General features: G+C 69.2%; 17 protein-coding genes. 9 read left to right on the top strand and 8 right to left on the bottom strand.

Annotated features, from left to right (window positions below; genetic code table 11):
• The first annotated feature begins 255 nt into the window (after positions 1 to 255).
• From vapB to NS6_RS13685, 4 genes are all read left to right on the top strand, one after another.
• Positions 256 to 495: a type II toxin-antitoxin system VapB family antitoxin gene (vapB, locus tag NS6_RS13700; RefSeq protein WP_068041365.1), complete on the top strand. Its 240-nt coding sequence runs from the start codon at positions 256 to 258 to the stop codon at positions 493 to 495.
• Positions 496 to 547: 52 nt separating this feature from the next.
• Positions 548 to 5,296: an ATP-dependent helicase gene (locus NS6_RS13695; protein ID WP_157112749.1), complete on the top strand. Its 4,749-nt coding sequence runs from the start codon at positions 548 to 550 to the stop codon at positions 5,294 to 5,296.
• A 66-nt stretch (positions 5,297 to 5,362) separates the two neighbouring features.
• Positions 5,363 to 6,142: a DNA-formamidopyrimidine glycosylase family protein gene (locus NS6_RS13690; protein WP_068041361.1), complete on the top strand. Its 780-nt coding sequence runs from the start codon at positions 5,363 to 5,365 to the stop codon at positions 6,140 to 6,142.
• Positions 6,143 to 6,255: 113 nt separating this feature from the next.
• The gene (locus NS6_RS13685; RefSeq protein WP_068041357.1) at positions 6,256 to 6,450 is read left to right on the top strand and encodes a hypothetical protein; all 195 of its coding nucleotides are present in this window, start codon (positions 6,256 to 6,258) and stop codon (positions 6,448 to 6,450) included.
• A gap of 55 nt (positions 6,451 to 6,505) precedes the next feature.
• On the opposite strand, the gene NS6_RS13680 is transcribed toward NS6_RS13685, so the two are convergent.
• The gene (locus NS6_RS13680; RefSeq protein ID WP_068041351.1) at positions 6,506 to 8,239 is read right to left on the bottom strand and encodes a glycerol-3-phosphate dehydrogenase/oxidase; all 1,734 of its coding nucleotides are present in this window, start codon (positions 8,237 to 8,239) and stop codon (positions 6,506 to 6,508) included.
• A gap of 138 nt (positions 8,240 to 8,377) precedes the next feature.
• On the opposite strand from NS6_RS13680, the gene glpK reads away from it, so the two are divergent.
• The gene (gene glpK, locus NS6_RS13675) at positions 8,378 to 9,874 is read left to right on the top strand and encodes a glycerol kinase GlpK (protein WP_068041341.1); all 1,497 of its coding nucleotides are present in this window, start codon (positions 8,378 to 8,380) and stop codon (positions 9,872 to 9,874) included.
• On the opposite strand, the gene NS6_RS13670 is transcribed toward glpK, so the two are convergent.
• The 4 genes from NS6_RS13670 to NS6_RS13655 form a co-directional block, all read right to left on the bottom strand.
• Complete coding sequence (locus tag NS6_RS13670) at positions 9,856 to 11,070, bottom strand: aminotransferase-like domain-containing protein (RefSeq protein ID WP_068041339.1); 1,215 nt, start codon at positions 11,068 to 11,070, stop codon at positions 9,856 to 9,858. The genes glpK and NS6_RS13670 overlap by 19 nt on opposite strands.
• An 81-nt stretch (positions 11,071 to 11,151) precedes the next feature.
• Positions 11,152 to 12,273 (bottom strand): DUF8176 domain-containing protein, encoded by a 1,122-nt coding sequence (locus tag NS6_RS13665; RefSeq protein ID WP_068041337.1) that lies wholly within the window; start codon positions 12,271 to 12,273, stop codon positions 11,152 to 11,154.
• Between the two features lie 73 nt (positions 12,274 to 12,346).
• On the bottom strand, positions 12,347 to 13,378 hold the full coding sequence (locus tag NS6_RS13660) for a hypothetical protein (RefSeq protein WP_245669322.1): 1,032 nt from the start codon (positions 13,376 to 13,378) through the stop codon (positions 12,347 to 12,349).
• Positions 13,379 to 13,864: 486 nt separating this feature from the next.
• Complete coding sequence (locus NS6_RS13655) at positions 13,865 to 15,268, bottom strand: NAD(P)H-quinone dehydrogenase (RefSeq protein ID WP_068041335.1); 1,404 nt, start codon at positions 15,266 to 15,268, stop codon at positions 13,865 to 13,867.
• 211 nt (positions 15,269 to 15,479) lie between these two features.
• Between NS6_RS13655 and NS6_RS13650 the strand changes: the two genes are divergently transcribed.
• Complete coding sequence (locus NS6_RS13650; protein WP_068041332.1) at positions 15,480 to 15,959, top strand: gamma-glutamylcyclotransferase family protein; 480 nt, start codon at positions 15,480 to 15,482, stop codon at positions 15,957 to 15,959.
• Positions 15,960 to 16,077: 118 nt separating this feature from the next.
• Here the strand turns inward: NS6_RS13650 and NS6_RS13645 are convergent, their stop codons facing one another.
• Together NS6_RS13645 and NS6_RS13640 are read right to left on the bottom strand one after the other, a co-directional pair.
• Positions 16,078 to 17,235 carry a M20 family metallopeptidase gene (locus tag NS6_RS13645; RefSeq protein WP_174552595.1) on the bottom strand — a complete coding sequence of 386 codons (1,158 nt, stop codon included), beginning with the start codon at positions 17,233 to 17,235 and terminating at the stop codon, positions 16,078 to 16,080.
• 273 nt (positions 17,236 to 17,508) lie between these two features.
• Positions 17,509 to 18,213: an enoyl-CoA hydratase-related protein gene (locus tag NS6_RS13640; protein ID WP_068041328.1), complete on the bottom strand. Its 705-nt coding sequence runs from the start codon at positions 18,211 to 18,213 to the stop codon at positions 17,509 to 17,511.
• Between the two features lie 108 nt (positions 18,214 to 18,321).
• On the opposite strand from NS6_RS13640, the gene NS6_RS13635 reads away from it, so the two are divergent.
• On the top strand, positions 18,322 to 19,101 hold the full coding sequence (locus tag NS6_RS13635; protein ID WP_068041630.1) for a purine-nucleoside phosphorylase: 780 nt from the start codon (positions 18,322 to 18,324) through the stop codon (positions 19,099 to 19,101).
• Entirely contained in the window at positions 19,101 to 20,600 is a 1,500-nt protein-coding gene (locus NS6_RS13630) for a phospho-sugar mutase (RefSeq protein WP_068041326.1), read from the top strand. Before NS6_RS13635 ends, NS6_RS13630 begins: the two co-directional genes overlap by 1 nt.
• A 6-nt stretch (positions 20,601 to 20,606) precedes the next feature.
• Here NS6_RS13630 and upp read toward each other — a convergent pair whose 3' ends face one another.
• Positions 20,607 to 21,230, bottom strand: a complete 624-nt coding sequence (gene upp / locus NS6_RS13625) for a uracil phosphoribosyltransferase (RefSeq protein ID WP_068041323.1) — start codon at positions 21,228 to 21,230, stop codon at positions 20,607 to 20,609.
• Positions 21,231 to 21,381: 151 nt separating this feature from the next.
• On the opposite strand from upp, the gene NS6_RS13620 reads away from it, so the two are divergent.
• Positions 21,382 to 21,696 (top strand): DUF2563 family protein, encoded by a 315-nt coding sequence (locus NS6_RS13620; protein WP_068041626.1) that lies wholly within the window; start codon positions 21,382 to 21,384, stop codon positions 21,694 to 21,696.
• The last annotated feature ends 2 nt before the right edge of the window (positions 21,697 to 21,698 follow it).

Here is a 21,698-nt window from a genome sequence, read left to right as displayed (position 1 = left end):
CACCAGCACCTGTGCGCCCGCCGGTGGTTCGAACTCCCGGCCCTCCGGTGCCGCCCGTCCCGCCGGGGTGAGCGGTTGCCGGCCGGGAAACGGCCCGCCTTCGGCGCCGCGGTGACACCGTGGGAGATCAACTCGAGTTTGCGAACACCAGGCACCGTCGCAGCATAGAAACACCGAACTGTCACCGGTCGCCGGCTCGAATCCAGTGCCGGCTCCCGGTCCGTCGTGCCCCCGCGAGCAGGAGGTGATCGAGGAATGACAGATATTCTGATCCGTGCCGTGCCCGGCGCAATAATCGACGAGATAGACCGGCAAGCTCGTGCGCTCGGGATATCGCGAACAGCGTTCCTCCGGCGCCGGCTCGACCGGGAATTCCGCCCGGTCGGTGGGGTGAGCACCGCAGATCTGGTTCGCCTGGCCGAACTGATCCGCGATTCCGGAACACCCGATATCACCGACGAGGAACCCGAACTGGTCGACGGCAGCCTGCCCTGAAAACCGGGGCGGCCACCGGCGGCTGTCGGTGGCCGGGTGCAGACTGGAATCCATGACCGAGTTCTCCGCCGCCACCCAGCAGTGGTTCGACGGTGCGTTCCCCGCGCCGACGGACGCTCAGCTGGGTGCGTGGCGGGCGATCGCGGCCGGTGAGCACACCCTGGTGATCGCGCCCACCGGGTCCGGGAAAACCCTCTCGGCGTTCCTCTGGGCCATCGACGAGCTCGCCCGGGCCGACCCGCCGGTGGCCGGAACCTCCGTGCTCTACATCTCCCCGTTGAAGGCATTGGCGGTGGATGTCGAACGTAATCTGCGGGCGCCACTGGTGGGTGTGCGCCAGACCGCGCGGCGGCTCGGGCTCCCGGCACCGGAGATCAGCGTCGGCGTCCGGTCCGGGGATACGCCGGCGCAGGAGCGGCGGCGGTTACAGCGCACACCCCCGAACATCCTGATCACTACCCCGGAATCGCTGTTCCTGATGCTCACTTCGGCGGCCCGGGAGACGCTGCGCGGGGTCCGGACGGTGATCGTGGACGAGGTGCACGCGATCGCCGGGTCCAAACGCGGGTCGCATCTGGCGCTCTCGCTGGCCCGGCTCGATACGCTCACCGACCGGCCCGCCCAACGGATCGGGTTGTCCGCGACGGTGCGCCCGCCCGCGGAAGTAGGCAAGTTCCTGGTGGGGCAGGCACCCATCACCATCGTTTCGCCGCCCGCACCGAAGACATTCGATCTGTCGGTGCGGGTACCGGTCGCGGATATGACCGAACCGGGCGATTCCGGGCAGCCCGGTTCGCTGTGGCCGCATGTGGACGAATCGATCGTCGAACTCGTTCTCACCCATCGGTCGTCGATCGTGTTCGCGAACTCCCGGCGCCTGGCCGAACGGCTCACCGCCCGGTTGAACGAAACCTACGCGGAGCAGCTCGGAGAGGGGCCCGATACCGTCCATGCCCCGCCCGCCCAGCTGGGCCCTTCCACCGAGGTCACCCACGGCGCCGCACCGCTGCTCGCCCGGGCGCACCACGGGTCGGTGAGCAAGGAGCAGCGGGCCCTGATCGAGGACGATCTGAAGAGTGGGCGGTTGCGCTGTGTGGTGGCCACCAGCAGCCTCGAACTCGGAATCGATATGGGAGCCGTGGACCTGGTGGTGCAGGTCGAGGCACCGCCCTCGGTGGCCAGCGGGTTGCAGCGGATCGGCCGCGCCGGGCATCAGGTGGGCGAGATCTCGCGCGGGGTGCTGTTCCCGAAACACCGCACCGATGTGGTGCACTGCGCGGTGGCGGCGCAGCGGATGCTGGCGGGGCAGATCGAAGAATTGAAGATACCGGCGCATCCGCTGGATATCCTCGCACAGCAGACGGTGGCGGCCTGCGCCCTGGAACCACTGGACGTCGACACCTGGTTCGGTACCGTGCGCGGCACCGGAAGCTATGCGGCACTGCCGCGATCGTCCTACGAAGCCGTGCTGGACCTGCTGGCCGGGCGCTACCCCTCCGACGAGTTCGCCGAATTGCGCCCGCGGCTGGTCTGGGATCGCGACGCCGGCACCCTGACCGGCCGTCCCGGCGCCCAGCGCCTGGCGGTGACCTCCGGCGGCGCCATCCCCGACCGCGGAATGTTCGCGGTGTACATGGTGGGCGAGAAGGCCTCCCGGGTGGGCGAACTCGACGAGGAGATGGTCTACGAATCGCGTGTCGGCGATGTGTTCGCGCTCGGCGCCACCAGCTGGCGGATCGAGGACATCACCTACGACCGCGTCCTGGTCACCCCTGCCTTCGGTCATCCCGGGCGGTTACCGTTCTGGCACGGTGATTCGCTGGGCCGTCCGGCCGAACTGGGTGCCGCGCTGGGTGAATTCGTCCGCAAATCCGGTTCGGATACCGCGTCCGGGGATTTCACCGCGCGCACGACCGCCGCGGGGCTCGACGAGAATGCCGTCGCCAATCTGCGTGCGCTGCTGGACGATCAGCGCACTGCCACCGGCCGGCTCCCCACCGATCGCACCTTGGTGGTGGAACGTTTCCGCGACGAACTCGGCGACTGGCGGCTGATTCTGCACTCGCCCTACGGTATGCCGGTGCACGCGGCGTGGGCGCTGGCCATCGGCGCCCGGCTACGCGAACGGTTCGGAGTGGACGCGTCACCCAATGCCTCCGACGACGGTATCGTCGTGCGGCTGCCCGATACCACCGACGACCCCCCGGGCGCGGAGCTGTTCGTCTTCGAACCGGACGAGATCGACGAGATCGTGACCGAGCAGGTGGGCGGTTCGGCCCTGTTCGCCTCCCGGTTCCGCGAATGCTCCGCCCGGGCGTTGCTACTGCCCCGCCGGGATCCCGGTAAGCGGGCACCGCTGTGGCAGCAGCGGCAGCGGTCGGCCCAATTACTCGATGTCGCACGAAAATTCCCGGACTTTCCGATCCTGCTGGAGACGGTGCGGGAATGCCTGCGCGATGTCTACGATCTACCCGCGCTGCGGGATCTGCTGGGCCGGGTGGCGCGGCGGCAGATCCGGCTGGTCGAAGTGGAGACCGCCACACCGTCACCGTTCGCCAACGCACTGCTGTTCGACTACATCGGCCAGTTCATGTACGACGGCGACAGCCCACTCGCCGAACGCCGCGCGGCGGCACTGTCCCTGGATTCGAGCCTGCTGGCCGAACTACTCGGCCGGGTGGAACTGCGCGAACTGCTCGACAGCGAGATCATCGGGCACACCGAGCAGGAACTGCAGCGGCTCACCCCCGAACGCAAGGCGCGCGATGCGGAGGGTCTTGCAGACCTGCTGCGCCTACTCGGGCCACTCACGGCGGACGAGGCCGGGCAGCGCTGCCGGGAAGACCCGGCGGATTGGTTCACCGAACTCGCCGATGCCCGGCGTGCGCTGGAGGTGACCTATGCGGGCCGGGTCTGGTGGGCCGCGATCGAGGACGCCGCGCGCCTGCGCGACGCACTGGGTGTTCCGCTACCGATCGGCACCCCGGCGGCCTTCATCGAGCCGGTGCCCGATCCACTGGGCGATCTGGTGGCCCGCTTCGCGCGCACCCACGGCCCCTTCGGCACGGAAGCGGTCGCGCGGCGGTTCGGACTGGGGTCCGCGGTGGCCGCCTCGGCACTGCATCAGCTGGTGGCCGAGAAACGGGTGGTGGAAGGCGAATTCACACCCGAGACGGCGGGGTCGGAATGGTGTGACACCCAGGTCCTGCGCCGGCTGCGCCGCCGCAGCCTGGCCGCCGCCCGCCACGAGATCGAACCGGTCTCCACCGCCGCCCTGGCGCGATTCCTGCCCGACTGGCAGCACATCGGCAGCGGGGAATTGCGCGGTATCGACGGGGTGGCCGCGGTGGTCGATCAGCTCGCCGGGGTGCCGGTACCGGCTTCGGCGTGGGAGTCGCTGGTACTACCCGCCCGCGTTCGCGACTACACCCCTGGGATGCTCGACGAACTCATGGCCACCGGTGAGGTCCGATGGTCCGGGCACGGGGTGATCAACGCCAAGGACGGGTGGATCGCCCTGCACCCGTCCGATCAAGCTCCGCTGACCTTGCCGCCCCCGGACGAACCGGAACTCGACGAACTCCATCTCGCCCTGCTCACAGCGCTGGGCGCCGAGCCCGCCGCGTGGTCGGTGTCGCCCACCGGTCCGGCCGCGGGACAAGCTACGGCAGCGGGAAAGCAACTGTGGTCGCCGGCGGGATCTGCCGCGGAACGCGATACGGCGGGCGGGCGGCTCGAGCCGTCATCGCCGACGGCGGGCTCCGCCGCGGGGCGCGATCCGGCCGACGGTCAGGTCGAACCGTCGTCGGCAGGATCTGCCGCGGGGCGGGGCCCGGCCGGTGCGCGGGTCGAACCGGATCGGGGCGGGCCCCTCATGGCTCTGCGTGGTGGTGGAGGCGCCTATTTCTTCCGTCAACTCGCCGACGCGACCGGCGTCCTCGACGACACCCGGGTCGCGTCGGCGCTGTGGGACCTGGTGTGGGCCGGGCTGATCTCCGGCGATACCTTCGCCCCCGTTCGCGCCCGTCTCTCCGGAGCCACCCGCACGCCGGCCGCCCACCGCACCCCGCGCCGCGCCCCACGCGGACGCGCCTACCTGCCCCGGCCCGCCATGCCGACCCGTTCGGGTCCCCCCACGGTGGCCGGCCGATGGTCGATGCTGCCCGAACGCGCCCTCGACAACACGGTCCGCGCCCACGCCACCGCCGATCTGCTGCTGGAACGCTACGGCGTGGTGACCAAGGGCGCGGTGCAGAACGAGGGGATGCCCGGCGGGTTCGCGCTCGCCTACCGGGTCCTGAGCGAATTCGAGGACCGCGGCCGCTGCCGGCGCGGCTACTTCGTGGACTCCCTCGGAGGCGCGCAGTTCTCGACGACCGATGTTGTGGACCGATTGCGTTCTTTCGAGGGCGACAGGCGCCCGGCCGGCCCGGCGCTGGTACTCGCGGCCTGCGATCCGGCCAACCCGTACGGTGCCGCTCTCGGCTGGCCCAAGACGGCCGGTGGGGCCGGCCACCGTCCGGGTCGCAAAGCGGGGGCACTGGTCGTACTGGTCGACGGCGAACTCGTGTTGTACCTGGAGCGCGGCGGCCGGACCCTGCTCACCTGCACCGAGGACCCGGCGGCCCGCCACGCGGCGGCCACCGCGCTGGCCGGGCTCGTGCGTTCGGGGCAGGTGGATTCCCTGGTCATCGACCGGGTCGACGGCGAATCGGTGCACGGCAACACCTTCGCCGGCTTCCTCACCGAAGCCGGTTTCAGCGATACCCCGCGCGGCCTACGCCTGCGCGGACGACGGTGAGCGGTGCGGGCCGTGCGGCCCCCGGTCCGGCCGGCGAGCGTGCGTACGGGGCAACGGAGGACATCGATGCCGGAAGGTGACGTGGTGTTCCTCGCCGCCGAACGGCTGCGCGCGGCGCTGGTGGGCGAAACGCTCACGCGCAGCGATTTCCGGGTCCCCCGCTACGCCACCGTCGATCTGCGCGGTCAGGTGGTGGGCAGTGTCGCCAGCTACGGGAAGCACCTGTTCGTCCGCACCGAGACGGTCAGCATCCACACCCACCTGAAAATGGAGGGCAGCTGGCGGGTATTCCACTGCGGCCAGCGCTGGACCAAACCCAGGGTCACCGCCCGGCTCGTGCTGGGCACGGCAGAGGTGGAGGCGGTGGGATTCGATCTGGGTCTGGTGGAGGTGCTGCGGCGCGCCGACGAGCACACCGTGATCGATCATCTCGGACCCGACCTGCTGGGCCCCGGCTGGGATCCGGCCGTTGCCGCCGACCTGCTGGCCCGGCAACCGGAGCTCCCGATCGGGTCGGCGCTACTGGATCAGCGCAACCTCGCCGGAATCGGCAATATCTACCGCAGCGAGGTCTGCTACCTGCGCAAGGTGCATCCGGCGCGGCCCGTGGCCGAGGTCGGTGATCTGCTCGCGCTCGTCAACGAAGCGCATCGCGTCCTGTATCGGGCCGCCCATCAGCCGCCGTGGCGGCCGCTGGTCTACGGGCGTGCGCGCCGCTCCTGCCAGCGCTGCGGGGCCACTATCCGGGTCGATCTCCTGGGTGAATCGGCGCCACGCGGTGATCAGGTGAGCCGCCGAGAGCGCGGGATCTACTACTGTCCAAAATGCCAGGTCATACCGGAATGAGCACGTAATCTGTCGCATTTCGGCCGTTGCCACTTCTGTGACGGCCGCCATGGGCGTGGTAATGATCGGCACCTTCGCGACGACACACGGGTACCGCACCGGAAGCAGGTCCCATGTACACCCGAGCCCTCCACCTGGCCGCCTTCGCAGGTAAATTGTTGTCGGCGATATTGGCTATCGTGGCGACCGCGGTGTTCTGTTATTTCCTGCTCCACCCGGCTCCCACCCCCTCGGGCACCACACCCGTGCCCCTCGGCCCCGCCATCACCAGCCCCGCGCCCGCAGGCAGTCCGCCCGCGGCCCACTGACCCTGGCGTATATGACGCGCTGGTCGTGTTCCGTGCGTCTGCGGCTGTCCCGGCCTCAGCGTTCGATCGGCACCGGTTCCAGGATCTCCGGGCGGGGCTCCGGCGCGGCCACCCGCAACGCGTCGGCGGAGGCGTCGTCGGGCTGGGTCTGCGAGCAAATTTCGGCGTCCACCCGAGCTTGGTAGGTCCGGACCTCCCGGCTGGTTTCGGCCTCGTCCCAGCCGAGCACACCGGCCATCAGACCCGCCACTTCTTCGGCGCAGTCGGCGCCGCGATGCGGGTACTCGATGGAGATGCGGGTACGGCGGGCGAGGACATCGTCGAGGTGCAGTGCGCCTTCCGCGGCGGCCGCGTACACGGCTTCTACCTTCAGGTACGACGGCGCGGCCTCGATGGGCTGCCGCAATTCCGGGCGGTCCGCCGCGAGCGCCATGACCTCGTCGATCAGCGAGCCGTAGCGGTCCAGTAGATGCTTCACCCGGTAGGGGTGCAGACCGTACTCGTCGGCCAGTTGGACCGTCTGATTGACCAGCGCGAAATACCCGTCGGCGCCGAGCAGCGGAACTTTCTCGGTGATCGAGGGCGATACCCGGGCGGGGATGTCCTGCGCGGCCTCGTCCACCGCGTCGTAGGCCATCACCCGGTAGGTGGTGTACTTCCCGCCGGCGATCGCGACCAGCCCCGGGGCGATGCGGGCGACCGCATGCTCGCGCGACAGTTTCGACGTATCGTCGTTCTCCCCGGCCAGCAGCGGCCGCAGACCGGCGTACACACCGTCGATATCGTCATGGGTCAGCGGGGTGACCAGCACCTGGTTCACCCGGTCGAGCAGGTAGTCGATATCGGCCTTGGTGGCGGCCGGATGGGCCAGGTCCAGATTCCAATCGGTATCGGTGGTGCCGACGATCCAGTGCGCGCCCCACGGAATGACGAACAGTACCGAAGTGGCGGTGCGCAGGATGATCGCGGCATCGCTGACGATCCGGTCTCGCGGGACCACGATGTGCACGCCTTTCGACGCCCGCACATGGAACCGGCCACGCTGCAGCGACAGCGCCTGCACCTCGTCGGTCCACACCCCGGCCGCATTGATCACCACATGGCCACGGACCTCCGCGCTGCGCCCGTCCTCGCTGTCGCGTACCCGGACCCCGACCACCCGGTCCGCCTCGCGCAGGAACCCGACAACCTGGGTCGAGGTGCGGATCACCGCGCCGTAGTGGGCCGCGGTCCGGGCCACCGTCATGGTGTGCCGGGCATCGTCGACCACGGTGTCGTAGTAGCCGATCCCGCCGATCAGCGAATTGCGGCGTAACCCCGGAGCCAGCCGCAGGGCGCCGTGGCGGGACAGATGGCGCTGACCGGGAACCGATTTCGCGCCGCCCATGGTGTCGTAGAGGAACAACCCCGCGGCCACATACGGGCGTTCCCAGCCCCGGCGCGTGAGCGGGTACAGGAAGCGCAGCGGTTTCACCAGATGCGGCGCGAGCCGCGACATGGATAGTTCACGCTCTTTCAGTGCCTCGCGCACCAGCCCGAATTCCAGCTGTTCCAGATAGCGCAGACCGCCGTGGAACATTTTCGACGAGCGGCTGGAGGTGCCCGACGCCAGATCCCGCGCCTCGACCAGCGCAACGCGCAGCCCGCGGGTCGCGGCGTCCAGCGCTATACCGGCCCCGACGACACCGCCACCCACCACGACCACATCGAAATGGTCCTTGCCCAGCCGGTCCCAGGCCGCGCGCCGCTGGTCAGGTCCTAGAAATTGTGATCCCGGCTGAATGGTCATGGGTTTCGACTCCTGGAGCGTTCGACGAGGTCGGCTGTGGTTCCGTGAGTTCGCCCTACAGCCTATGCGCAGATCGGCGACTATCGGGCGCAGCGAGACACCCGTCACCGACATGCCCGGTTGCGCTAGCCTCCTACCATGCGCTATGTGGCCGCCATCGACCAGGGCACGACCTCGAGCAGATGCATTCTCTTCGACCGTTCGGGCCAGGTCGCGGGTCTGGCCCAGCGGGAACACGATCAGCTCTTCCCGAAACCGGGCTGGGTGGAGCACGATCCGGAAACACTGTGGCGCAATACCGAATTCGTGCTCGGTGCGGCGCTTGACGAAGCCGAGGTCCGGGCGGCCGATATCGCGGCAGTCGGTGTCACCAATCAGCGCGAGACCACGGTGGTGTGGGAACGCGATACGGGCCGGCCGATCCACAACGCCATCGTCTGGCAGGACACCCGCACCGACCGGCTGTGCACCGAACTCGCCGGTGATCAGGGCGCCGACCGCTACGCCGACCGCACCGGACTACCGCTGTCGACCTATTTCTCCGGTCCGAAGGTGCGCTGGATCCTGGACACGGTTCCCGGCGCCAGGCAGCGGGCCGAGGCCGGGGAGCTGTGTTTCGGGACCGTGGACAGCTGGGTGCTGTGGAAGCTGACCGGCCGGCACATCACCGATGTCACCAACGCCTCACGAACGCTGTTGATGGATCTGCGGAGCTTGCAGTGGGACCGCGAGATCTGCGCGGAGATCGGCGTGCCGACGGCGATGCTGCCGGAGATTCGCAGTTCCTCGGAGGTCTACGCGGAGATCACATCCGGGCCGCTGACCGGGATACCGGTCGCAGGCATCCTCGGCGACCAGCAGGCCGCGACGTTCGGGCAGGCGTGCCTGTCGCCCGGCGAGGCCAAGAACACCTACGGCACCGGGAACTTCATGCTGCTGAACACCGGGACCACACCGGTGTTCAGCGAACACGGCTTGCTCACCACCGTCTGCTACCGGCTCGGTGAGCAGCCGCCGGTGTACGCGCTGGAGGGGTCGATCGCCGTCACCGGTGCACTCGTGCAGTGGTTCCGCGACAACCTCGGCATCATCGACGCCGCGCCGGAGATCGAGGATCTGGCCCGCACCGTGGACGATAACGGCGGCGCCTATATCGTGCCCGCTTTCTCCGGGCTGTTCGCCCCGCGGTGGCGGCCCGATGCCCGCGGGGTCATCGCCGGCCTCACCAGGTTCGTCACCAAGGCGCATCTGGCGCGGGCGATCCTCGAATCGACCGCGTTCCAGACCCGTGAGGTGATGGATGCGATGCGTGCGGACGCCGAAGCCAACGAACTGAACCTGGAAGCGGTCGCGCTCAAGGTCGACGGCGGGATGGTCGCCAACGATCTGCTCATGCAGTTCCAGGCCGATATCCTCGACCTTCCGGTGGTTCGCCCGCTGGTCAACGAGACCACTGCCCTGGGTGCCGCGTACGCCGCAGGCCTGGCGGTCGGCTACTGGTCGGGCACCGACGATATCCGCGCCAATTGGACCGCCGAAACCACGTGGAACCCGGCCATGCCGGCCGCCGAACGCGAGTCCCGGCTGCACGACTGGAACAAGGCCGTGGAACGCACCTACAACTGGGCGGACTGACCGGCCGCCACCGGTGCCTGCGCCACCGCCCGTGCCAGCCTGGTCACGGCCTCGCCGAGTACCTCGGGGGCGGCAGTGGTGAAACACATCCGCATGGCATGCGAGTACGGGGTGGCGACCGCGAACGCCTGCCCGGGTACGAAGGCGACACCTGTATCGAGTGCACGGGGCAGCAGTTCGGTGGTATCGGTGCCGTCGGTGAACTCCGCCCACACGAACATTCCGCCGGAAGCGGAACTGCAGCGCAGACGATCACCGAACTCATCGGTCACGGCGTCCACCAGCGCGGTGGCGCGGGCGGCATAGACCCGGCGCACCGTATCGATATGGCCGCCGAGCCACTCGGTATCGGCCAGTAGTTCGGTGGCGATCTGCTGGGTCAATGCGGAACCGCACAGGTCGGCGCCCTGTTTCAGCAGTTCGACCGCCCGGCAGACCCGCTTCGGGGCAACCATCCATCCCACCCGCAGGGTGGGGGCCAGGATCTTGGAGGCGGAGGACAGCCGGATCACCGCCGGCGAATACGTCGCGACCGGTTCCGGTGTGGGCCGGTCGAACCACAACTCGCCGTACGGATCGTCCTCGATCACCCAGAACCGGTGTTTCTCGGCCGCGGCGGCCAGCGCCCGCCGCCGGCGGGGGCTCATGGTGACACCGCCCGGATTGTGGAAGTTGCTCACCGTATGCACGACCGCGGGCCGCCGGCCGGCCGCGATCAGTTCTTCGAGCAGGTCGACCCGCATCCCCTCGCTGTCCAGTGGCACCGCCACGACCTGGGCTCCGGCGGCCCGGAACACCTGGAGCGCGCCGATATAGGCCGGATCCTCGACCACGACCAGCGCGCCGGGGTCGAGCAGCACCTCCGCGAGTAGCGATAACGCCTGTTGGGAGCCGTGGGTGACGAACACTTCCCCGACTCCGACCGGGCGGCCCAGCCGGGCGGACTCGCGTCCGGCGAGTACATCGCGCAGCGGTCCCCAGCCCGGCGACTCGGTGTACTGGAGGACGGCGGGACTGTGCAGCGCAGATTCCGCGGCGGCCGCGATCCGCGGGCCGGGCATGAGCGCGGCATCGGGCAAACCACCAGCGAGGCTGATGACATCCGGCGCGGCGGTGAGCTTCAGCAGGTCACGGATGGCGGAACTGGTCAGACCTGCCAGCTTTCCGGCCAGTGGCGCGGTCTCTTCATCGGGCATGGGAGCCTCCGGGTATCGCCTGTCGATACCCAATCATCCCATGAAAACCAGAATATGAAACTGTGATCTCAACTTATGGGATCAGCGGCGGTCCTCGATAACCCACAACAGGGTCTTACCGTCGCGCTCCACCGTGGTGACCGTCTGCTTGTACACCGTCGTCGCCCCGTTCGGCCGGCGCTCGGTGAGATCCACGTCGAAAGTATTCGCCGTCCGCTCGGTGATCCGCACGCAATGCTGCGTACCGGCCGGGATCTGCTCGTCGATCGCCCCCTGGATGGTCTCGGCAGCGGAAATGGCCGGAGAATCCGGCGCCACGAACTCGCGGGCACCGGTTCCGCTGCGCTGGGTGTAGAAAGCGTGCTGGAATCCGAGTACCGCATCCGGACCGCTCGTCGTATCGCCCGCACCGTTACCCACCGTGACCGCGCCGTCCTGCGTCGCCGGGCAACCCAACCCCTCGATCGCCTCCGCAGTGGGCCCGGTGCCTCCTTCGCCGCCACCCCGGACCACGACGATTGCCACGCCGACCGCGATGAACGCCACGATCACCGCCGCCACCGCGACAATCGTGCCGACAGGCAGACCGCGACGCGGCTTCTCGGCCAGCGCGCTCGACACCGACTGCGGCGTGAGTTTCTGCGCGATCGGATCACTGTCCCAGGACAGGCCGCCCGAGCGCGGCAGCACCGGCCCGTCGCCCCGATCGCTCGGTTCGGTGCCGGGCCAGCGCAGATCTGCGGCGCTGTGCCGGACTGTCGCCTGTTCCGGCTCGGCCGTCCGGTCGGCACCCGGCCGACGCTGCGCCGGATCTGTGGGCACAGAATGGCGCACCGTCGTGTCGTCGGTACTCCCCGGCCGCGGACGTGTCACCGGCACGGAATCACCGGTCGCCGGATAAGCCGGCGTGGAACTGTCCGGCGCACGATACTGCGGCGGCGGCGCAGGTACCGCAGGCGGCTCCGGTACCGCACCCGAGGCGCCGTCGGCCGGTCGCCAAGCCAGCTCCGGATTGTCCGCGCCCGCCGGTTGCCAGCCCTGCACCGGTAGATCACCGGTCGGCGGCCCGAACTCCGATACCGGCGGGCCGAACTCCGATACCGGCGGCCCGAAATCACCTGTGGGCGGGCCGAAATCACCTGTGGGCGGACCGAAATCCGCCGGGTCGGATTCGCGTCCTCTATCTTCGCCCGCGCCGGTCACAGCCCATCCCTTTCGAGACACGCGGGTGGGGCGGCCGTACTCGACCGCCCCACCCGGCAAGATTCAACTCGTATCAGTACTGGAGCGAACCACCCCACTGGGTGTTGACACCAGCGACGTTGATCGACTGCTCCGGGTAGTTACCCGGCGGCAGCAGCGGCGGGGGTGGCGGAATCTCGGCCGCGGCCTTCAGTGCATCCGCACCGCCCGGCTGCATGGCGATCCAATGCTCGACAGCCGCCTTGGCATTATTCACCGGGGTGGTGTCGATCGTGTGATCGAGCCGATTGTCCGGCAGCCCGTTCCCACCGGTGAAGGTGGAAACATTGATGGTGTTCTCATCGACGAACTCCACCGAGATGCCGGCTTCGCCGGTGCCCGTGGGGGTACTGAAACCGGCCGTACCGACATACCCCGATTGGTTCGTGAAGTGATGCGTATTGGCGAAATGCCCGGGCGCGAGCGCACCACCATCGAGGGCGGCGCCGACCTCCATATGCGGGCCCTGCATCTCGACCACCGGCGCCACCGGAGCCGATTGCAGGCGCGGGGCCTCCCACTCGGGGGCCTGCGGCTGGACCAGGGTTTCGGTGCCCGGATCCGCGGCCTGTGCGTCGCCCCCGGTCCCGGCCGGCCGATCACCCGGCTGCCCCGGCACCGGAGGCTGCTCGCCCTCGGGCTTGTCCGGCGCGATCGCCGGCTGTACCGGCTCGTCCTGCCCCGGAACGGGCAGCGGAGCCACACGCGGCGCGGTCACACCCGGCTGAGTGGGCCCTGTAAGGGCCTGCTCGCCTTCCTCACCCGGCTTCGGCGTCGTCACACCGGGCTGACTCGGAGTGGGGGTACTACCCGACTGCTCCTCGTTCCCGTCCTGATCCTGTTCGCCGTTGTTCTGCACACCCGGCTGGCTAGGCGTGGTCTCCGGACCCTGCTGCTCCGGCGTGGCACCCGGCTGAGCGGGCGCCGGAGTCGTCGGCGTGGTCGGCTGATCCCCCGGAACGGCCCCCGCCGGCGATGCGAAGATGGCCATGGCCGCTGCGGTCGCAAGCGGCAGCGAAGTGCTCGCCACCGCCCGGGTCGCCCGGCTCGGCTTACGATGTTTCACTATTCGCCCAATCCCTTTCCCGGATGCGGCGGCACCTGTGCACCGCAACCAGTTCTGCCTCATCTGAGACACGACTCCAGCGGTGGCCCCGATGGGCCGTTCGCTGTCCGAGTCCGAAAGGACGAACCCCCCGGCACCAAACCTCGCGACCGCCCGCCGATCGCAATCTCTGCCTCGGCAGTCAACCACACCCGAGCCCGTCCGGCAATCTGTGCTGCATCTTTTGGCGGCGCCTGCGGCGCCGCGGGTTTCGGCCCTCTCGGCCGAAACCTTTCAGGGCCTCGCTGAACTCGGCACCACCGTCGGTTACGTCGGCTCTGCAGGGGCCGGGCCTGACGCATCTCGCTGAACTCGGTGCCGTCGCCGGCACTTCGGGTTCAGGCCCGCAGACGGGCCGCGGCGCCGCCGGAAGCGTCCACCGGCGCGCACGAGGCTGTGGATCCTCGCTGAATACGACGGCGACGGGGCGGCGCGGCCAGGGACAGGTCAGCCCAGATCGTCGTGGCGCATGAGCTGGCGGGCCGCTTCCATGACCGAACCGGTGAGCGAGGGATAGACCGAGAACGTCTGTGCCAGATCGTTGACCGTGAGATTGTTCTGCACCGCGAGCGCGATCGGCAAGATCAACTCCGAGGCGATGGGCGCGACCACGACTCCGCCGATCACCACACCCGTCGCCGGGCGGCAGAAGATCTTCACGAAGCCGCGGCGCAATCCCGACATCTTGGCGCGTGGATTGGTGTTCAGCGGCAGCATCACCGTCCGGGCAGGTACCTCCCCGTTGTCGATGGCGGTCTGGCTCACCCCGACAGTCGCGATCTCGGGGCGGGTGAAAACCGCCGAGGCCACCGTTTTGAGGCGGATGGGGACCACACCCTCACCGAGCGCGTGGTACATCGCGATCCGGCCCTGCATGGCGGCCACCGAGGCCAGCGGCAACAGACCGGTGCAGTCACCGGCCGCATAGATTCCCGGGACCGGGGTGCGCGAGACCCGGTCGACCCGCAGGTATCCGCCGTGGTCGAGTTCGACACCGAGCTCCTCCAGGCCGAGACCGGTGGTGTTCGGGGTCGAACCGACAGTCATGAGGGCGTGCGAACCGGTGACGGTGCGACCGTCGGAAAGGGTTACCAGCACACCGTCGGCCGTGCGCTCCACCTTGTCGGCGCGGGCATGCTTGACCAGTTCCACACCGCGCTCGGCAAAAGCGTCCTCGAGAACCAATGCGGCATCGGCATCTTCGCCCGGCAGCACCCGGTCCCGGCTGGATACCAGGATTACTCGGACACCCATTTCGGTGTACGCGGAGACGAATTCCGCGCCGGTGACACCCGAACCGACCACCACCAGGGTTTCCGGCAGTTCGGCCAGATCATAGAGCTGGCGCCAGTTCAGGATCCGCTCTCCATCGGGCTCGGCCCCGGCGAGCACTCGCGGCGAGGCACCGGTCGCGATCAGCACCACCTCGGCCTCCACGGTCTCGGTGGCGGCATCCGGACAGGTCACCGCGACTTGGTGGGTCGCCCGGCCCGACCCCGGGCCCGCCAGCCGGCCCCAACCGGGCAGCACCCGGACGCCCGCGGCCTGCAATTTGGACCGGATATCCGACGACTGCGCCAGCGCCAGCGCCTTCACGCGTTCGTTGACCTCCGGCAACCGCACCTCGGCCTGGCTCGGATCCAGCGTTATCCCCAGGTTGCGGGCCCGCCGCAGGTCGGTGCGGATACCGGTCGACGCGATGAACGTCTTGGACGGGACACAGTCCCAGAGCACACACGCCCCACCGATACCGTCGGAATCGATCAGTACGACCTGCGCGCCGTGCTGGGCCGCGACCAGCGCCGCCTCATAGCCTGCGGGTCCGCCACCGATGATTGCAATGCGGGTCATAACTACCCCTGTCCTGATCACCCGCGCCCGGCGCGCGGCAGCGTCGCGGCCCTCACTCGCCGAGATAAGCCTAGTCGGTGCTGTTCAGCGGATCCCATCGACAGTCCAGGCGCGGCCGGAGGCGCCCGTAACCGCACCAGAAGCAGATCCCGCAGCACCGATTACGACGCCCAGTCCCCGGACCGGGCCGGAACACAACTAAGCTGCCGGTGTGCCGATCTACGCTGCCTACGGGTCCAATATGGATTCGACCCAGATGCTCGAGCGCTGTCCGCACTCCCCCATGTCCGGGACGGGCTGGCTGGAAGGCTGGCGCCTCACCTTCAGCGGGGACGACATCGGCTGGGAAGGCCCGCTGGCCACCGTCGTCGAAGAGCCGGGCTCCCGGGTCTTCGTGGTGCTCTACGACGTCTCGCCGGAAGACGAACAGCGACTGGACCGGTGGGAGGGGTCGGATTTCGGGATCCACCGCAAGATCCGCCTCCGCGTCACCCCCAGCACCGGCAGCGGTGCCGACCCCATCCTGGCCTGGCTGTACGTTCTCGACGCCTACGAGGGCGGACTCCCCTCGGCCCGCTATATCGGCGTGATGGCCGATGCCGCCGAAAAGGCGGGTGCCCCAGCGGACTACGTACACGCCTTGCGCACCCGCAACAGCCGCAACGTCGGACCGGGTAACAACTTCAGCTGAGCTGTGTCTTTTGCGGCGCTTGATGGGGCGTCCGGCCGGATACGAACGGAGGGCACTGCTGCCGCAGGATCCCGCGGCGGCGGGTCCGCGGGATGCTGTGCCGGCAAGTCTGCGCAGCTCAGATTGCGAGTTCCCGGCCGGCTTGGAGAACCAGGTTGGTGAAGGTGCGGACGCCGATTTCGAGGGCGCGTTCGTCGATATCGAAGGTGGACTGGTGCAGGTCCAGTTGGGGACCCGTTCCGGACCAGACGCCGAGCCGGGCCATCGCTCCGGGGACTTCTTCCAGGTACCAGGAGAAATCCTCGCCGCCGCCGGACTGCGGGGTATCGGCGAGAGCATCCGGGCCGATCCCGCGGACCGCGTCGCTGAGCATCCGGACCGACTGTTCGTCGTTCACGACCGGAGGGACGCCGCGCCGGTAGTCGAGCTGGTATCGCACGCCGGTCGGTGCGAGGAGACCGTCGACGATCTCCCGCACCAACGGCTCCAGCAGCGACCAGGTGGCGTGATCACCGGTGCGGACGGTGCCGGTGAGCATCCCCGTCTGCGGTATGGCGTTGGGCGCTTTGCCGGCGCTCACCGCCCCCCAGACCATGACCGTGCTGGTCCGCGGGTCGATCCGGCGGCTGAGCAGGCCTGGAAGGCCGGTGATAACGGTGCCGATGGCGTAGACGAGGTCGCTGGTCAGGTGGGGCCGGGAGGTGTGCCCGCCGGGCGAGTCCAGGACCAGTTCCACGGTGTCGGCCGCGGAGGTTATCGCACCGACCCGAATACCCACCCGACCCACTTCGAGCCGGGGGTCGCAGTGCAGAGCGAAGATGCGGTCCACTCCGGTCACGGCGCCTTCGGCGACCATATCCAGGGCGCCGCCGGGCATCACTTCCTCGGCATGCTGGAAGATCAGCCGGACCCCGACCGGCAGGTCCGCGTCGGCCAGGGCCAGCGCGGTGCCGAGCAGGATGGCCGTGTGCGCGTCGTGGCCGCAGGCATGGGAAACGCCGGGAACCGTGGAGGCGAACTCCCGGCCGGTGAACTCCTGGAGCGGCAGCGCGTCCACATCGGCGCGCAGGGCGATCCTGGGGGCATTCGCCGGGCCGATATCGCAGATCAGGCCCGTACCGCTGGGCAGCACCCGGAACGAGAGACCGGCCTTGGTCAGCCAGGTACCGACGAATTCGGTGGTGGCGAACTCGGTGCGGGAAAGCTCCGGGTTCGCGTGCAGATGCCGTCGCCACTGCACGAGATCGACCGTGTGCTCGGCCAGCCACGCCGTCACCGCGTCCTGTCCGTCGCGCACCGAACGGCCGGATGTGCTCACCGAATATCCTCCTGTCGTAGAACGAGCAGCTGCGAACCAGTTCTCCGCGTGCCGGGATCGGCTCGTCACGCATATCGCCCGCGACCTGCGTCGCGGTACAGGCGGCGGTTCCACTCGTCCCCCCGGGGAACGGCCGTCACCTCCAGTTTCCCACCACGGCCGGATCCGCGCCCGGCGACGTCCCGGGTATTACTGCCGCAACAGTGACAACGAAACACGGATACCCGGATGCTAACTCTTGGCGAACTCCAGGTTGTCCGGGGTGGTCGGGACAGCCAGGGCAGCCAACGTCGGGGCGTGCAGGCAACGTTTGATCACCGGAAGGCTGCCGTTCCGGTTGGCCGCCAGTGCAGTGGCCCGGGTGACCGCGCTATCGCGCAGGTCTACGGCATCAGCGGTCTCGTCGACGATGCCGGCGGCGAATGCCTCCGGACCGCTGTACCGGTAGCCCGTGGTCATCGCGGTGAGCGCGACCTGATTGGTCAGCCGGCCCGTTACCAGCGCGTTCATCCCGATCGTGAACGGCATCCCGAGATGCACCTCGGGCAGGCACCAGAACCCGCGATCGACGCGCATGATCCGGAAATCGTGCGCGCTCGCGAGCATGGCGCCGGCGCCGAACGCATGCCCGTTCACCGCGGCCAGGGTGGGTAGCGGGAAGGCCAGGACCCGGGCCAGCAGCTCGTGGACGCGATCGAGGTAACCGTGCATGCGGTCGAGGTTGGCGAACAGCCAGTCGGTGTCGAGGCCGTTGCTGAAGAACTTTCCGGTGGCCGTCGTGACCAGGGCGGCGGGCCCTGAACTCGCTTCCACCGTATCCAGCAGGGCGTGCGTCTCGTCGAGCCATTCGTGGCCGAAGCGGTTCTCGCTGTCGGTCTGGCCCTCGTTGCCCAGCGATAATACGTAAACGTTCCCCACGCGTTCCAGGTACGGCATATGTGCAGCGTATCCACCGGAGCGCCGGGCCTCTACAGCGGTCGCCGGTGGGCACCGGATCCGGCAGGACACCGGTCCGCGGCGCCCGGAGGCCATACACTGACCGGCATGCTTGCCGACGAGGCTGCCCAGGAAATCGCCGCCCGGACCTCCGTGGCCCGGCACCGGGTCGCAGTAGTGCTGGGTTCGGGGTGGCAGGACGCCGCCACCGAACTCGGCGTCCCGAACGCCGAAATCCCGATGCCGGAGTTACCGGGATTCGCCGCGCCCACCGCACAGGGGCATATCGGCCGGGTGCTGTCGGTGAAGGTCGGTGACACCGACGCCCTGGTGCTCATGGGCCGCCAGCACCTCTACGAGGGATACACCCCTGCCGAAGTGGTGCATCCGGTGCGTACCGCGGTGGCGGCGGGCGCCGAAACGGTGATCCTGACCAACGCCGCCGGCGGTATCGGGCCCGGCCTGCGTGTCGGGGAGGCGGTGCTGGTGCGCGACCACATCAACCTCACCGGCGCGACCGCCCTCGCCGGGCCCACATTCGTCGACATGGTGGATGCCTGGGACCCGGAACTGCGGCATCTCGCCCGCCGGATCGACCCGGATCTCACCGACGGCGTATACGCCGGGCTCACCGGACCGCAGTACGAGACGCCCGCGGAAATCCGCATGCTGGCCACCATCGGGGCGGACCTGGTGGGGATGTCCACAGTGCTCGAGGCCATCGCGGCGCGCGCACTGGGTGCTCGGTTGCTCGGGATCTCGCTGGTCACCAACCTGGCGGCCGGGGTCACCGGGGCGCCGCTGGCCCACGCCGAAGTGCTGGCCGAAGGACAGGCCGCCGCGCCCCGGCTCGGCAAACTGCTGCGTGCGCTGCTGGAGCAGTTGTAGTGCTCACGTTCGGTACCGCGGGGCTGCGGGGCCCGCTGGGTCCGGGCCCGGACCGGATGAACGAGACCACCGTCGCCCACGCGACCGCGGGTCTCGCGGCGTGGCTGCGAGACCGCTGCCTGGGTGGTGGACGAGTGGTGGTCGGCCGCGACGCCCGGCACGGGTCGGCGGAGTTCGCCGAGGTCACCGCCGAGGTGCTGGCCGGGGCCGGTTTCCCGGTGGTCCGGCTACCCGAACCGTGGCCTACCCCGGTGACCGCGTTCGCCGTCCGCGCGCTCGGCGCAGTGGCCGGTGTACAGATCACCGCTTCGCACAATCCGCCCGCCGACAACGGCTACAAGGTGTATGTCGATGGTGGCGCGCAACTGCTCGCCCCGGCCGATACCGAGATCGAGCAGCGGATCGCGGCGGTGACCGAGCCGATCCCGCGTACCCCGGTGGAAATCTCGGACAGCGACCTGTACTCCCGTTACCTCGCACGGGTCATCCAGCTGCCGCAGCTCATCGGTGGTCCGGGCGAACGCGCGGGGATCCGGATCGCGCTCACACCGCTGCACGGGGTGGGCGGCGCCACGGCTGTACAGGCGCTGACCGCCGCCGGGTTCACCGATCTCCATGCGGTGGCCGAACAGTTCACCCCCGACCCGGATTTCCCCACAGTCGCCTTCCCGAATCCCGAGGAACCCGGCGCCGCCGATCTGCTGTTGCGATTGGCCGAGCGGGTGGATGCCGACCTGGCCATCGCCCTCGACCCCGACGCGGACCGCTGCGCGCTCGGCCTGCCCACTCCCGAGGGCTGGCGCATGCTGCGCGGCGACGAGACCGGTGTACTGCTGGCCGGCGATGTGCTGCGAACGGCGCCGCCGGAGGCACTGGTGGCGACCACGATCGTCTCGTCGCGGATGCTCTCCCGGCTCGCCACCGAGCGCGGCGCCCGCTACGCCGAAACCCTCACCGGCTTCAAATGGCTGGCCAGGGCGGGTGAGGGCCTGGTGTATGCGTACGAGGAGGCGCTCGGTCACTGTGTGGACCCGGCGGCAGTGCGCGATAAGGACGGTATCTCCGCCGCGGTGCTGGCCGCCGACCTGGTGGCGCGGCTGCGCAGGCGGGGCCGCACTCTGCTCGACGAGCTCGACGATTACGCGCTGCGTTTCGGTGTGCACGCCGGCGATCAGGTTTCGCTGCGCCTGCCGGATCAGCGGGCCGCGGCGGCGGTGGTGAACACCTTGCGTACGACGCCACCACGGGAACTCGCCGGTACCGCGGTCGATTACACCGATATGGCGGAGTTGCGCGGTCGGATGCGCACGGACGCACTGTTGTTCACCGGTGACGGCCTGCGGCTGGTGGTTCGGCCCTCGGGTACCGAACCGAAGCTGAAATGCTATCTGGAGGTGGTGCAGCCGGTTTCCGGCCGGGACGATCTGCCTGCCGCGAGAGAATCTGCCCGGCAACGCCTTTCGGCCGCAGCCGCATACTGCCGGACGCTGGCCGGTTGATCGCGCTTACCGCGGGCCGTACTGCCGGTCCCCGGCGTCACCCAGGCCGGGCACGATGAACGCTTCGTCGTCGAGCCGGTCGTCGATCACCGCGGTCACCAGCCGGACGGGCAGTCCCGAACCGGCCAGCGCCGCGATCCCTTCCGGCGCCGAGACCACGCACACCGCGGTGATATCCGCGGCCCCGCGCCCGGCCAGCAATCGCAGCGTGTGCACCATGGAGCCGCCCGTCGCCAGCATCGGGTCCAGCACCATGACCGGTGTCGTGGACAGATCCTCGGGCAGCGATTCCAGATAGGGCACGGGCCGGTGCGTCCGTTCGTCACGGGCGACCCCGACGAACCCCACTTTCGATTGCGGGATCAGATTCGTGGCCGCCTCCACCATGCCGAGCCCGGCCCGCAGCACGGGCACCAGCAGCGGCGGGCGGGCCAGGCGCACACCGCGGGTCGCGGTGACCGGAGTGTCGATGTCGTAGTACTCGACCTGCGCATCGCGCAGCGCCTCGTACACCAGTAGTCCGGACAGGTCGCGCAGCGCGGCCCGGAAGGCCGAGCCGGGGGTGCGTTCGTCGCGGAGTGTGGTCAGCAGGCTCGCCACGAGCGGATGGTCCAGGGTGTGCGTACGCATGAGGGAACGATAAGGTCGAACCCGCGCGCGCCGCGGCCGCGCCGGGGATTTCCGGATTTCGATTTTCGATGGAACCGAGCGGGAAGCCGGTGCGTCGAATCCGGTAGATGACATACTCTGCCCGTTAACGAAGTCGATGGGGGAACCTCTGATGGTGAACATCTCAGCCGATGCCGAAGGCATCGCGGCCTACGGCACCACTACCGGGGTGATGGCCTCCGAACTCGTGGCGGCAGGGGCCGGTACCTCGGGCGCCGCGCCCGGGATCCTGGGGCCGATCTTCGGTCTGGTCGGCGGTGATTTCCTGGCCGCCTATGCCGCCGCACACGCCGGTCATACCGCGACGATCGGCCAATTGTCCGCCGTACTGGGCACGATGAGCGGAGCGGCGGGCGTGGCCGCCGTGAGTTACGCCGAGGCCGATACCAGCAATGCGGCCGCCCTGCGCGGTGCCGCCGGGGAGTGACC

Origin of the sequence: Nocardia speluncae NBRC 108251 (assembly GCF_001613245.1) — a bacterium.
Taxonomy (GTDB): Bacteria; Actinomycetota; Actinomycetes; order Mycobacteriales; family Mycobacteriaceae; genus Nocardia; species Nocardia speluncae.
Note: the sequence above shows the minus strand (reverse complement) of the source record. Positions and strands in the feature narration are given on the sequence as shown.